Origin of the sequence: Leptospira meyeri (genome assembly GCF_004368965.1) — a bacterium.
Lineage (GTDB): Bacteria > Spirochaetota > Leptospiria > Leptospirales > Leptospiraceae > Leptospira_A > Leptospira_A meyeri.
On record NZ_SORO01000007.1, the window covers coordinates 13,173 to 27,830 of the forward strand.

Here is a 14,658-nt window from a genome sequence, read left to right on the forward strand (position 1 = left end):
ATACGCCGTTCTGTCGTTTACGTATTTTTCTTTTCCGAAATCCAGAAAAGATGATTTTTGTCTAGAAATACAATATTAAATATATGATCTTCAAAGTAACCGATGACACATTCTTTTCCTTGTACATGTAATGAACACCAGGTGACACCTGGCAATACATGTGCTGGATGATAAAATTCTGTCTTATCGGAGGGAGGAAAAGGGACTTTTGGATACGGTTTTATTATACCTTTCGTTTGAGCTTCTATTACTGAAAGTCTACTTATTTCTTGAAGTTTTTTTAATGTGAGTGCAAGAATTTCAGATTGTTCCCAATCTTGAAATGTTTGGCCTTGTGTCGAATCATAGTCTTTGAGACTAAAAACAATATAAGGTTCTTTTTTCTTTCCTTCTTTTAAATCAACATTTTTAAGTTTTCTTTCATAAGAAGAATTGTTTCGTTCTCGAAATTTATTTTTCTTTGTATCACCCATGCAATAAATCAACCAATTCTTTATCAAAATCGAAATATGGGATAGCACCATATTTTCCATTGAGATAGTTTTTGCTGAATGCTGATTTGTTTCTAACTTTGTCTGTCTTATAGTCTCCTAATGAAATCAAATTAGAGTTTCCGAATTGGTCTTTTTCTACGAACCAGACCTGGTCTCTTCTGAAAAGTTCCTTATCTAGAAGTGCTGTGTCATGAGATGCAAAGATAAGTTGTGCTTTTCTTGTATTATATAAATGAAAAAATTCAATTAAACGAGATGTTAAATGACTGTGTAATCTTGAATCAAGTTCGTCAACAATTAATAATGTTCCATTTTTTAAAGTATCATACCAGGGTCCAAGCAAATATATTAATTTTTTCGTACCATCGGATTCTTGTTTTTCAAAATTGAATGGAATAGTATCGATCAACAAATTTGATCCATCATATTTTCTATGGTAGGTTAAGATTTGATCTATTTTTAACTTTTTGTTTTTTCTGTTAAGAGAATTAATTAAATTGTAAACTTCATCATCTTTAATTAAATCTAATTTTGATTCATCAAAGAATTCTTCTTTCGTAGATAAATTCGAAATTTCTAAATATTTTATGAAGTGAAGTATCCATTTTTTGAATCCTTCATCTTGCTTTAATTTTTCTACAGTATACTTTTTATGCCCGCTGTCATTGATGCCGTTTATAAATCGGAATTTTTTAAACCAATCTATAATATTTGAAGACGTTTCTTTACCGAGAGTAGCTAATAAAGACAAAAATAGAACATTTTCTCTTACATCTTTTTCTTTTCCTATTGCTTCTTTGAAAGAAGATTTATTGATTTCAATATTTTGCCCTTCTCTTTTGAATAAGAACACTTCTTTTGAAGTGGTGTGGAATAACCATTCTGAAATTATTTGATTATTATCTATTTCAAAGCCGTAACGATATTTTACATCGTTATAAATAAATGAAATTTCAAATAGACTTGGTTTCTTTTCTGATTCAGAATTTAATGCGAATTTTTCTAGAGGAAAAATATTTTCACCATTATCCAACAAAGCATCTCTAAAAGAATTCAAGACAATGATTTTCATAAAGTTCATTGCTCTTATCAAATTACTTTTACCGCTTCCATTATTCCCAAAGATGATCGCTGATTTTAATAGAACCATTTTTTTATCGATATTAATGGTGTGAGTATCCTTGTGTTCACGAAATGAACGTGCTGCTACCATTGATAGCTTTGCTTCTTTTTGGAAAGAGAGAAAATTTTCTACGCTAAATTCTATTAACATTGCCTTAACTTCTAATAGTCTATGTATCGACCCTTTTTGTTCAAGCAAAATGCAAAAATTGAAAAAAAAATGCAAAAAATGTGTTTTGTTTGATATTTTAGTGCAGAATGGCGTATAACGAATAGACTTACCGAAGTTCCCCGACCCTGAGTCCCGCCGGGACGTTAGGGACTGGCATGCAGCTTGCGAACGCAAGGCGAATGCCAGAAGGGGAATTTGCCGCAGGCCGAGCGAGGGCTTGTCCCGAAGCGTAGCGGTAAGTTGCTGTTATACGACGTCATTCTTTATTTTTAGAATATCTTTTATCTCTTTTATGGAGAAAGTGATATCCTTAGTTTTCTTTTCTCTTTCGTTTATCGGTTTTGTGTAAATTATTTGGGAAGCAGATAATAAAATTGCATCTTTTTTATCAGGTTCGTTTACTAATTCACCGAGTATTTTTAAGGTTGATGACACGGCTTCTTTGTGGGCATAATCTTCTTCAATATTTCTCTCTTTAATATACTGATTTATGAAAAACACGACTAGCGAGTATATCGGAATAAGTGCTAATGATCTTAGAACTAAATAAGTTACAGTTAAGCTGTTTTTGGATTCATTTATTTTTTCAGTATTATTAGTTGTGTTTTCATTTATTGATTCGAGTTTTGTTGATTTTAAAATATCGGTTATTAATTCGCTAGTGTAATAAAGTCCAAATGCTAGAGATGATATTATGAGTACAAGAGCGAATAGTCTTCCAATAAAAATGAATTTTTTACGTTCTGAAAAAGATTTTGATAAAGTGCCTGCAATTGTTGGGCTGATTAAGATTTTTATGTCATCCTTGAGGGATTGAACTTCGTTATTAGCTTCTATTAGTTTGCCTAATTCCGTAGAGATAGAATTTTTTGTTTCTGGAAGTATCGGTGTAAGTATTACATCTGAATAGATACCGGAATTTCTACAAAATGATCTAAATGCATCTAGGTTCGCAATATAGTTATGGAAAGTTTGTACGGATGGACTTAAGTCTAGGCTCGAGAATAAGCTTGCTAGATTACTTGATTGGTTTATTAGATTTGATAATGTGCTATATGTCAAGTTTTGAAATGCTTTAGAATCAATTCCGGTTTCTAATATTTTTACTATTTCTTCTGTCGCAAATTCAACATCTTTGAATTCAATTTCATTCCATTCAGGTAGATCTTCTAAAGTCGTTTTATGTTTTTTTAACGTATCTTTTTTTAACGTTTTGAGTGCGCTTTGAATTTGCTTTATATGATTTGAATTTGCCATTTTTTTTTCCTTAATAAAATTGAAGAATGATGTCGTATAACGAACTAGACTTACCGAAGTTCCCTGACCCTGAGTCCCGGAACGGGACGTTAGGGACTGGCACGGAGTTTGCGGATGCAAACGAGTGACAGAAAGGGAATTTGCCGTAGGCCGAGCGAGGCCTTGTGCCGAAGCGTAGCGGTAAGTCGCTGTTATGCGCCGTTTTTCTCTTTTAAAAATAATTTACGAGTAAATATAACGAATATTGAAAATATCGGAAATCTTAAAATTAATTGCCAATCTCCAAACAAACCATATTTGAGTATGGACAAAGGAAAAAGTCCAAAATTAAGTAAATAAAGCGCTATTAAATCGGTTTTTAAATTTAAACCAATAGCTGGTATATTTAGAAACTGAATGAAAATAAACCATGGTTTTTCACCCTTGAAATTTTTATATATTCCTAATATACCATATAGAGAAACCAAATAAAATAATATTGCTAAAAAAGTAAAGACAGCAAGATTGAAAGAAAGCTTTGTATCTTTAATTTTCGAAATGTTTAAATCAAAATTTGAAACTTGTTGGATTTCGATTTTATTGAATTTAGGTATTTCGTTTTCGAAAGAGTATATATTGATATGTAAAATTGTATATACTGAATTAAAGTCAACAAAGAGGATTGAAAACTCTTCTTCATCGAATTTAAGATTTTCTTTTTTTGTAAAAAATCTTTTTTCGTTTAAAACAGCATAAGACTTTGCGTTTTTAATGATTTGATTTACTTTTTCATCAAGATTTTTTAATATAAAATCGGTTCTTAAATTATCAGTATAATGTTCTTTGTAATCACCAGAGATTAGCTGTTTAATAATATGTATTTTATTCTTAGAATTTATATCAGTGAAGTTGAAATCTGAAGTATCTGAATAATAGAAATAGATTATTGATCCAGTAAAAATGATCGGATAAAAAATAAAGATAAAAATTAGTATTTTGCTTAGAATTTTTTTCATTTGTTTTTCTTATAATTTGAAAAATGACGCATAACGAACTAGTGGAGACGACGTTTCTCGTAGCTGAGCCTCGCAGAGGCGTTAGCGTCGGCGCGCCTTCTTGCATAGCGAGAAGCGTGACGGAGAGAAATGTGCCGCAGGCCAAGCGAGGCCGTAAGTGCCGAAGCGCAGCGTTTCCATGCTGTTATGCGTAGTGGCCCGGCTATTTAATTGGTTTTTGTATTACTATGTGATCTAAGTCGTTTTTTCCAATTTCGGAAACATTTCTAAAGAAAATTTGATTCTTTAGAATTTTTAAATTATATTCAATTTTAATTTCTCCGTTCTCAAGATATGCCGGTAACAAATAGAATTTTTTCGACTTAGTTACATTTTCTTTAAAATAGTTTAAGTATGGTGAATCTTTTTTTGGATTCATTCGATTATATCTGCTAATTATTGCGAATCTGTCGTAATCAAATTCTAATTTTTCAGATTTAAAATATTTCGCGATATTTTCAATATTTGAACCTATATGTACTGTGTAGCCAGGAAGTTCGCCTTCTATTTCTCCCTCGATTATTGATACTCTAATTTGATCAAATTTATCTTCTTCTCCAACTCGAGAAAGCCACTGATAAAATATTTTCCTAGCGGCTACTGGATTGTTAAATAGAATTGCCAATCCAAGAATATCGCCTAGTTCAGGCTGTGAAAGAACTGAAGTTCCCTTCCAAACGGCTTGATTCCATAGATCAACATCGATAAATGTTGTTAAAAATGTACTTTTTCTTTCTCTCGGTGGTAATGAATCAGGATTTCCTATTGGCGGTTTTATCGTAGTTTTTAAGCCACGAAGTCGATCTTTTAATTTTGTTTTTTCTGAATCATTAGATACATTATAAATTGTTTGACTTTGCAATGGTGTTGGTATGAATTTCTTATCTTCTTCTGAAAAAACAATCGGTATAAACTTATTATTTAGCGATTTTCCGTTATATAAGTGTTGATATATAAGTGAAGTTTCCCAAGTAACTCCTCTTCCATAGTCAACATTGTCTGATTTTGGCTTTTTAGAATACTCTTCTGTAGCAGCAACTAAAACAAAATCAGATTCTTCAATTTGTCTATCCATCCATCTTGGCCAGCCTTCAGAAGGAGATTCCTCATATTGATCTATAATAGAATCAATTCCTTGAGATCTTAGATAGCTAGAAAAATCTAATATTCTGTCTAAAACTATTTGGTTATCATGACTATAGCTGATAAAGGTTTTGTAAATTTTTGGTATCATAGTAAATTTTGAGGGACATTACGCATAACGAACTAGACTTACCGAAGTTGTCCGACCCTGAGTCCCGGAAACGGGACGTTAGGGACTGGCACGTAGCTTGCGTAAGCAAGGCGAGTGACAGGAGGACAATTTGCCGGAGGCCGAGCGAGGCCTTGTGCCGAAGCGTAGCGGTAAGTCGCTGTTATGCGCTGGCCAAGTTGAAAACCAGAATAAATTTAAACCACCGCTTGCGCAGTAATTCATTTTTGTTTTATTTTGTATTCTTCATATTTTAATTTAATATACTCTTCGCTCATTATGCCTGTCCTTTTACCATCGAAAAGATAATATCTACATGAAAAATTTGTATTATCTGGAATCTCCCCTGTATAAATGTCAATCCCATTAATTAAAATTGTAGGTGATCCTTGAAAGTTAAGTTTGGCAGCATCTTCAGGACTTTCAATTTCAACAATTTTTACTTCATTAATATTAATAACATTTTTTTTTATTAGTGTTTTTAGATTATTTAAAGTAGTACTTGCATTTGGACAATCATTAAAATATTGAAACTCAATCATCTAAAATACCATCACTAATAAAATTTTGAAATCGGCTTTCTGCTTTGTATTCATCACGATAATAAACCTATATTAATATTTAGACTATATCAAAACCGAGAGATTGACAATTCATATAATAGTAATTTCTCCAGATTTAACTCATAATTGCTAATTCGAAGTTTGAAATTCTTATAATTAAAAGTATCAACTAGGCTTGCGCATAACGAACTAGACTAACCGACGTAGGCTGGCCCTGAGTCCCCAGAGGGGACGTTAGGGATTGGCACGAGGCTTGCGTAAGCAAGAGGAGTGACAAAAGCCTATGTGTCGCAGACCGAACGAGGGCGCAAGTCCCGAAGTGAAGCGGTTAGTTGCTGTTATGCGAAGTAAAACATTTTTTTAATTAATTTTATTCTTAATTTTTAGTAGAGCTTTATATTTGTTAGCAGTAAATATAAAAACATCTTCATTTGAAAAAGTTTCAAGATTAGTTTTATTCGAATATGGAATTCGTTCGAGAAAAGAAAGGAAATCAGTTTTGCAAGAATCTGAGTCCACCCATGTTTTATTTTCCGATTTTAAACAATCGTGTCTTAACTTGCAAGCTTGATCGAGTGAGATATCATCGATAGGACATTTTGGATATATATTGAAATTTGTTTCATTTCTACAATAACAACCATAGTTAATACTTTTGAATGTATTTTTCCATTCTTCTTCAAATATTTTCCTACGATCTGGATTTTTTATTTCCTCTTCAATTTTTTCTTTCAAAATTATGTTATTATCACAAAAAACTGGATCATCTAAACAAATTTTGAGCAAATCTTCATTGTTGTTAATTTTAGTTAAACGATTTTCTTCGAATTCTTTCTTATTACTTTCTTGAGCTTTTCTCTTTTCAATTTTCGAAACTAATTGTTGGTGTTCCTTTCTTTCTATTTCTTTGATTTTTTGTTCTTCTTTGAAATCCGGATTCACGAGATAGAGAATCCAATAAAAGAAATGTCCGATAGCTTCAAATACAGTTAATGGATTCATTAATTTTAAATTTATTTTGTTTTATTTCGCATAACGAACTAGGGGAGACGACGTTCCTCGTAGCTGAGCCTCTTAGAGGCGTTAGCGTCGGCGCGCCTTCTTGCGGAGCGAGAAGCGTGACGGAGAGGAATGTGCCGCAGGCCAAGCGAGGCCTCGTGCCGAAGCGAAGCGTTTCCCCGCTGTTATACGCAGTATCCAATGTGAAAGGAAAAAGTAATTAAAAAAAAATTTAGCAAAATTTCGTATTCTTTCATTTTTTCTTCCTAAAGTTTATGTTTTCGAATCTTTTATAAATTATAAAACAGAATCGTAATTACATTATGTAAAAAAAAGAGTCGCCGTCCAAAAATAAATTCTTATTTAAGATAAATCCAAGAGCTCTTCATTTCTTTCTTCAGTTCATCTTTTCTCTTAATTCTTATTTCTTAAGGTGAAAATTTTGATTAAGGGATTATAATTACTCAACGGAACTGCGATAGAAGTTTTCTAATGCAAAGGTAAACTTTAAAAATAGAACATCAACGCGATTACTTGAGAAGTATCTCTTAATCACTTTTTGGATATTGCGTATAACGAACTAGACTTACCGAAGTTCCCTGACCCTGAGTCCTGAAGGGACGTTAGGGACTGGCACGTAGCTTGCGTATGCAAGCGAGTGACAGAAAGGGAATTTGCCGCAGGCCGAGCGAGGGCTTGTCCCGAAGCGTAGCGGTAAGTCGCTGTTATGCGTAGTTGACCATTTATAAAATTTATTTTTTTATTAGATTACTAGCCCAATTAAAAACAAGTTCAGCTAATTCAATGGCCTTTTCATATTCAGCATTAAGAATTTCTTCATAATCACCGGGATATCTAGTAGAGACTGCATAATCTGTTAAAATTGCAAGTTCATCAAAGAAACTAGGTTTTTCAATTCGATCAGGCAATGAAAGCATTAGAGTTTTAATATTGTGAGTAAATAGAAATTCTACATTCTCTTTTATCAAAACAGCTTTTAAAGATTTTTCAGCAGTTTGTTGAGCATGAAAACAAAGTTGATTTAGTAAAATATCATTTTTATCCCCAAGTTTAGCCAGGAGTAAATCGCTTTTTGCATGAATAAGCCAAGCTTCTGGAGAACCTGGGTCATCATGCAGCATAGAGTTCTAAACCATCTTTAAGTGCATGAAAATAAATTAAATGTCGGATATTAGAATATTTTTCGAGAGTTTCGGGAGTAGCGACAACAATGTCAAATGAGATTTTGATATTACCTATATTTTTATAAAGATATTGTGCAATTTCCCTTTTATTAGTGCCGTCAGGCATAATGATTAGAAGATCATAATCACTATTCTTTCCTGCCGTTTTAGTTGCTCTTGATCCAAAAAGGATAATTTTCAATGGATTTACGAGAGAAATGATCTGGGTTTTTAAAATTTCTAGCTCTTTTTCCATAGGCATAAGATATGGCAATTTATGAAAAAATCAAGCAAGAATAAGTGATTAAAATAGGCTTATTTCACTAATTAAATTCAAGGTCTTATTCATGTCCTGAGGCATTCCTTTGGTCAATTACGCATAACGAACTAGGGGAGACGACGTTGTCCGTAGCCGAGCTTACGAAGTAGGCGTTGGCGTCGGCGCGCCTTCTTGCGGAGCGAGAAGCGTGACGGAGGACAATGTGTCGTAGACCGAGCAAGGGCGAAGTCCCGCAGCGAAGTGGTTAGCGGAAGTTATACGAAGTCCGCTATTTTTAAGAGAGTATTTCTCCAAATGTATATGCGTTTGCAATAGAAAGAATGGAGATGCAAGCAAAAAGAACAATTAAGCATAGGCTAATTAAAGCTGAAAAAAAATAATGAAAAATCTTTGAAATTGGAACTTTATATAAAAAATAGAATATAAAACAATGAATAAATGCGCTTAGTAATAATATACTTAGAATGATTGAATAGAATGTATTTTCGTTATGAAAAATAAAAACTATAATTAATATAGAAAACAAAAAAATAGATCCGATTGAATATTCTACAATGCAGATCCAAAGCGGATTATTCAGGATTCGCATAAATTTGCCTCTTGTAAAGGATTGGAAAAGCGGTAAGAATAGTGCAAAAAGATTTAAACTAATAGCGGTGTAATATTCTTTAAAATTTTGATTTATCCAACTGAATATTGGATTTTTAATTTTATCGCAAGTTAATGAATTTGCAATTTTTCCTTTCATTAATTTGTAAATGCATGTATCTGGATATATTAAATCGAAATCAAATATTGATATTAAAACAGGCAATAGTACAGAAATTAATCCAATTGAACCAAAAAATAGCAAAGTATTTTTTACAAACAATTCGCTCTTTAGTTTTAGTAGAATGAGAATTACTAGCTGTATAAGGATAGAGAAGGAAACTATTTTAATTATTAGTAATTCTAAATTCATTTTTTGCGGATTTCGTATAACGAACTAGGGGAGACGACGTTGTCCGTAGCTGAGCCTCGTAGAGGCGTTAGCGTCGGCACGTCTTCTTGCGGAGCGAGAAGCGTGACGGAGGACAATGTGTCGTAGACCGAGCAAGGCCGTAAGTGCCGCAGCGAAGCGTTTCCCCGCTGTTATGCGAAGCTTAATTGTAAATAATTTCAAGATTTTTGATTAAATTGTGCAAATTTATTTTGTTTGGTTTTAGGCGTATCGAGATGATTTCTGAATTTGTAGGAATTATTGTAATTCCGTTTTCATGTGTTATAAAATAATGACCTGATTTTTTAAAGACTTTCGTATTTTCTGATCGATTAGCATCTATAAATAGAGATTCTATATTTCTTAGAATTTTGTAATTTTCGAATGAATTTAAAATATTTAGAGGATTAATCTCTGAAACGGAAATATTCAACGTTTTTAAAATATTGCTTTCACATGGTTCGTCTGATTTACAAATGAAATTGAAATTTTTTCGGATATAGATTTCCGTATCTTCATGTTTGCAAATATTGTAGATTGTAAATGGCGAGTTATCTTTTTTATTACATTCAATGTTCTGAATTTCGCATTGGTATTCAGAACATAATAGCCGTAAAGGGTTTTGACTTCTAAAATTCAAATCAATTTCTGTTACCTTTATATTAGGATTTCTGTATAACAATGCTTTGTTATTTGTCAGTAATTCTTTTTTATCGTAAATCATGCTGTAGATTGAATGAATTATGGAGAAGATAAAGCATACAAAGATAATGGCTAAATATTCCAAAAGGTATTTCCAAATTTTTTTCATAGTTTCTTTATTTTAGCAAATTGCTGTTCAAAATCGTATTCGGGATAACAACTGCTAATTGAAAGATTGTCCATTAGATCTTCATTCAAATTTGAGTAGATTATGAATAGGATTCCATCTTCTGTCAGTATCGACGTAGATTTTTCACCATAGAATTCAATGCGGTCAACTCTATTTACTATTTTAATTAAATTCGATGCACCTATAATCGAGAGCAAATGTTTTTTACCAAATTTTTTATATATATCGGAAGAATAATTATTTAAATCGAAGAATGGAGTTTCAATATTGTCCGATAATATGTTCGTTATATTTTCAACGCACGATAAGCTTTCGTTGTAGTAACCTTTAGCAAGGTTTTTTAGTAAAAAGCATTTTGGATATCTTGTTTTAATTTGTAGCTTTCTTTCGCTCGTTGCTAAGTTTGAATTGTCGTGTAGATTTATTATATCGAAATCTCCGTCATTACAGATAAGATTGATTTTAGCATTCAAAGCTGGATTTTTATAAACGATTTCAACGTTCTCAATATTCATAGCTGGTGTGCTATCAAATATATGGGATAGGTAAAAGTATGTTATATAAAGTATAAAAAATCCTAAAATCATAAATATAAGTGTAAAGATTGTATAATATTTAATTCTTTCCATAAAGGTTCCAATTAATTAAGTTTCGCATAACGAACTAGGGGAGACGACGTTCCTCGTAGCTGAGCCTCCGTAGGAGGCGTTAGCGTCGGCGCGTCTTCTTGCGGAGCAAGAAGCGTGACGGAGAGGAATGTGGCGCAGCCCAAGCAAGGCCGTAAGTGCCGAAGCGCAGCGTTTCCGCGCTGTTATGCGACGTGACGAAAATTTAAAGATTTTCGAAATAATTTAGATGATCATCTATCAATCTTAATCCAAATTTCATTATTGTTCCTTCTTCTTGTGACATCTTGAAAGTGAAATTACAAATCTTTGCTATTCCTTTAAATTTGTAAGTTTCCTCATCGATGTTATAATAGATTATATCCCCAGGCTTTGTTGAAATTTCTTCAGCTGTTGGTTGAATTGAGCAAGTTAAGACTTTTCCGATATTGGTAGAGTGGTGATTATGAATCTTGGTAATATTACTGTTTCCTATCTGAGGTAATTTATTTTGGTAAGTAGCTTGAAATATTAATTGTGAAATTATCCTCATAGTTGAGCGCCAGTTTATAATTGCAAAGATTAATATTGCAACAGTCTTATCTGAGAATGCTAAATCCGTAAGATTTTGAGTAATTTGAAGATCGAATATTTCACGATTTGTAGATGTAATTGAAGCTCTATGAATATCATTTTCAATTTTCAAGACTGCTTGAGGTAATGATATAGAAATCTGTTCAATTTCTTTTTTAAATTTTTGAGATATATTTTTTAACAATAAGCAAGTGGGGTGGTTTTCTAGCTCAGCCCTAATATTTTTGATTATCTGGTCGCTAAATGAAATAATCTCAGAATTAGTGATTAAGTTAGGTTTTTTGTACTGATAGTATGGATTTGATAAATTTTCAAAAATATTACCATAAGGGTTTAATAATTCTGTGAAATACTCTAATATGTAAATAGTTGTTCTATACCATGACTCAATAATTTTTAAATCATGATTAGATAATTTATTCATTACGATTCCATTTGAATTTAATGAAATGCTCCCAGCTTTTTCGTTAAGAATCAAAAGACCAAGAAATTGAATGTTTTCCTGATGAGCAAAATACCATAACTGTGAGTGATCAATGTCTACTTGATTTTCTTCAGTCTTTGAAATACGCATTTTTGATATTAGCTCATATATCTCCTGCCTTTTTTCGTGTTTTAAGATTTCTGAAGTTAATTTAAATACGCTTTCTTGAATGCTCATTCTCGGTTTTCCTCAAAATATTCTTTTATTAATTCTTTAACATCTGACTCTCTTAAGGAATGTTGAAAATCCCTAATTCCTTGCCTGCTATTTGTAAATTGATGATTTGTTGAATGAATCTTATTTAATGCATAATTTGGTATTAAACGTTGGCAAAGATCAGTGAAATTTTCGAATACAAGCTTCTCGCCTGTTAAGTCAGTTCTATTAAAATTTGACCAAATTTCTGGATTATATCTTGTAAGGAATCCAAGGGCATACAAGGACGAGAGGAATAAGATAGGAAGCGGCATTTGAAGAAGTAAATTATTTCTTGAATATGCTATTTGAAGGTATTTTTGACCAGTGTATGAGTAAACGCCAATATCAATAGAATTAAGTTTCGGGCGAAGAATGATTCTTTTTTTATCCATCGATTGTTGGGGGCTAAGATATGCTTTTTGAAAATTGATAATATTGTTTGGAAATTGATCTGAATATTGAACTCTTGCTAAAGCCTCTATAAGAAATGCTTCAAATGTATCATCTCTTTTCTTTGTAATTGTAATGGGGATTAAATTGCTTTGTTCTTCTTTGTAACATTCTAAAAAGATTTCATACAATTCTGGAATGGATCGAAGGAAATCGATTAAACTCCAATTCCCAGCCATATTTTGGGATTCAAATAACTTTGTATAAATATTTATAGCTCCAGTCTCACTATTTAGTATTTTGACAATGATATCTCCTATGTAATTTAATTTTTCTGGTTTGAATAATTTCATTCCATGTGAATTAATACTAGGTAGTTTGCCATTAACTAATATATATGTAGCATAATATAAGTTAGTGGTTCCGTAATATAATAAAAGTGGCGAAATCTGTAGGGACGAATTTGCTGCAGCAGTAAAATACTCTCTAGATTGTGCTATTGAGCCTGATATTGAATCAGCAAGAGAACTATCGTATATTAGACTGTGTTTTTCAAAATGAGAAATTATATTACTTGAATATTGAAATCTGTCTAACATCTGCCAGATTTTTTCTCGTGGATTTTCGCTAAAAATTTCCATATTTATATTTATTTAGTCATGTCGCATAACGAAAAAGCTTACCGACGTTCCTCGTAGCTGAGCCTCAGTATGAGGCGTTAGCGTCGGCGCGATATTTGCGGAGGCAAAAATCGTGCCGGAGAGGAATGTGTCGCAGACCGAGCGAGGCCGTGAGTGCCGAAGCGCAGCGGTAAGCGGATGTTAATTGCAGTAGGTTTCTACAGAAAAAGATAATTGTCGAAAGGGAAATCTCATCAAGCGCGAAAATTTTCGATCCGAATCTTTCTTTTCTTATAAATTTATATTGGAGCTAGTGAATTAAAAACACTTCTTTCTTCTTTTAATGGGAAAATTTTCTTCTTTAGCAAATCACAGTTTAATAAAAGAATCTTTGAAGAAATTTTCCACTACTAAAAGGCAGTAATATATTAATTCCTCAACCTTCTCTAAAGAAAATTTTCGCGCGCTTTTTTTGTATGATTTAACCTATTGCAATTAACGAACTAGGCTTACCGAAGTTCCCTGACCCTGAGTCCCGAAGGGACGTTAGGGACTGGCACGTAGTTTGCGGCTGCAAACGAGTGACAGAAAGGGAATTTGCCGTAGGCCGAGCGAGGCCTTGTGCCGAAGCGTAGCGGTAAGTCGCTGTTATACGATGTGCAATTTTAATCAATTATATCTATTCCCGACTCTATTTCTTCTTCAATCAATGTAATTCTTTCTAAGATTTCTTCTTTTAAATTTGTAGAAGGAAATGTAACTAGAAAATTTTTTAGAAAGTTTAATTCTTTTTTAAGGATTAGAAAATCTTTTTTCTCGTTTTCGATATTATGAATCAAGTATCTGCAATCGTCAATATATTCACTTTTTGGGTATTTTTTTATTAATTGTTTGCATTCTTTACCATTATAAACGATCGAATTTCCGAAATTATTAGAATTTATTGTTATGAAATCAAGAGAAACAAAGAATGATTTATCCTTGTGATATTCGTTTTCTTCTATTTCTATTCTATTTAGAAATTTTGCTTTTTGATATAAATTTAAATCTTCATTTGAATTAAATTGATTAGAGATTGATGCAATTTCTTTTATAATTTGATCCTTAATAATGATATCAGGTTCATCAACTTTGGAAGAGCATTGGAAATAACTAAGTATAGAAAAAATCAATAGACATTTCAATAAATTCCCTTTTTTCTTATCTATAGAATAGTTAGTAATTATTTTCATGAATTTTGTTTTTTATTTAAATTTAGTAATAGAATTTATTTTATTATTCCTAATGCTTTATTTGAAATATTTTCTAAATATTGGTAATTATAAATTACTTCATACGGATATTGAATATTTTATTATTATAGTATTTTTATCTTTTATTATTTTTGTCTTATTGTTTATTCAGGTTGGAAATTTATTCTTAAGGAAAACATACACTTTCATTGAGATTTTAGCATTAATCACTCAGTTTTTAATATATTTTTTATTGCATATCGCATAACGACCTAGGCTTACCGACGTTTCGTGTAGCTGAGCCTCTGAAAGAGGCGTTAGCGTGACACGAAATGTGCCTTTAGGCCGAGAGAGGGCCCCACGAGAA

General features: G+C 32.2%; 14 protein-coding genes. All 14 read right to left on the minus strand.

Annotation, left to right across the window (positions count from 1 at the left end):
- Positions 1 to 17: 17 nt before the first annotated feature.
- The gene (locus tag CLV96_RS19360) at positions 18 to 473 is read right to left on the minus strand and encodes a hypothetical protein (protein WP_004787821.1); all 456 of its coding nucleotides are present in this window, start codon (positions 471 to 473) and stop codon (positions 18 to 20) included.
- Positions 466 to 1,767 (minus strand): AAA family ATPase, encoded by a 1,302-nt coding sequence (locus CLV96_RS19365; protein ID WP_051012807.1) that lies wholly within the window; start codon positions 1,765 to 1,767, stop codon positions 466 to 468. The genes CLV96_RS19360 and CLV96_RS19365 overlap by 8 nt, the downstream gene beginning before the upstream one ends.
- A gap of 267 nt (positions 1,768 to 2,034) precedes the next feature.
- Positions 2,035 to 3,045, minus strand: coding sequence for a hypothetical protein (locus CLV96_RS19370; RefSeq protein WP_004787822.1), 1,011 nt, complete (start codon positions 3,043 to 3,045; stop codon positions 2,035 to 2,037).
- Between the two features lie 191 nt (positions 3,046 to 3,236).
- Positions 3,237 to 4,040 carry a hypothetical protein gene (locus CLV96_RS19375; protein WP_004787805.1) on the minus strand — a complete coding sequence of 268 codons (804 nt, stop codon included), beginning with the start codon at positions 4,038 to 4,040 and terminating at the stop codon, positions 3,237 to 3,239.
- Between the two features lie 202 nt (positions 4,041 to 4,242).
- The gene (locus CLV96_RS19380) at positions 4,243 to 5,313 is read right to left on the minus strand and encodes a toll/interleukin-1 receptor domain-containing protein (protein WP_040917422.1); all 1,071 of its coding nucleotides are present in this window, start codon (positions 5,311 to 5,313) and stop codon (positions 4,243 to 4,245) included.
- Positions 5,314 to 5,552: 239 nt separating this feature from the next.
- Entirely contained in the window at positions 5,553 to 5,873 is a 321-nt protein-coding gene (locus tag CLV96_RS19385) for a DF family (seleno)protein (protein WP_004787806.1), read from the minus strand.
- A 381-nt stretch (positions 5,874 to 6,254) separates the two neighbouring features.
- Positions 6,255 to 6,896 carry a hypothetical protein gene (locus tag CLV96_RS19390; protein ID WP_040917420.1) on the minus strand — a complete coding sequence of 214 codons (642 nt, stop codon included), beginning with the start codon at positions 6,894 to 6,896 and terminating at the stop codon, positions 6,255 to 6,257.
- A 749-nt stretch (positions 6,897 to 7,645) separates the two neighbouring features.
- Complete coding sequence (locus CLV96_RS19400) at positions 7,646 to 8,035, minus strand: HEPN domain-containing protein (RefSeq protein WP_004787799.1); 390 nt, start codon at positions 8,033 to 8,035, stop codon at positions 7,646 to 7,648.
- Positions 8,025 to 8,333, minus strand: coding sequence for a nucleotidyltransferase domain-containing protein (locus CLV96_RS19405; protein WP_196795704.1), 309 nt, complete (start codon positions 8,331 to 8,333; stop codon positions 8,025 to 8,027). Before CLV96_RS19405 ends, CLV96_RS19400 begins: the two co-directional genes overlap by 11 nt.
- Positions 8,334 to 9,499: 1,166 nt before the next feature.
- The gene (locus tag CLV96_RS19860) at positions 9,500 to 10,147 is read right to left on the minus strand and encodes a hypothetical protein (RefSeq protein WP_040917418.1); all 648 of its coding nucleotides are present in this window, start codon (positions 10,145 to 10,147) and stop codon (positions 9,500 to 9,502) included.
- Entirely contained in the window at positions 10,144 to 10,797 is a 654-nt protein-coding gene (locus CLV96_RS19410; protein ID WP_004787831.1) for a hypothetical protein, read from the minus strand. The genes CLV96_RS19860 and CLV96_RS19410 overlap by 4 nt, the downstream gene beginning before the upstream one ends.
- 202 nt (positions 10,798 to 10,999) lie before the next feature.
- Positions 11,000 to 12,028, minus strand: coding sequence for a hypothetical protein (locus tag CLV96_RS19415; protein ID WP_004787812.1), 1,029 nt, complete (start codon positions 12,026 to 12,028; stop codon positions 11,000 to 11,002).
- Entirely contained in the window at positions 12,025 to 13,080 is a 1,056-nt protein-coding gene (locus tag CLV96_RS19420) for a YaaC family protein (protein ID WP_081581568.1), read from the minus strand. Before CLV96_RS19420 ends, CLV96_RS19415 begins: the two co-directional genes overlap by 4 nt.
- Positions 13,081 to 13,724: 644 nt before the next feature.
- A complete protein-coding gene (locus CLV96_RS19425; protein WP_040917414.1) occupies positions 13,725 to 14,291 on the minus strand; it encodes an outer membrane protein assembly factor BamD in 567 nt (188 codons plus the stop codon).
- Positions 14,292 to 14,658 lie beyond the last annotated feature (367 nt).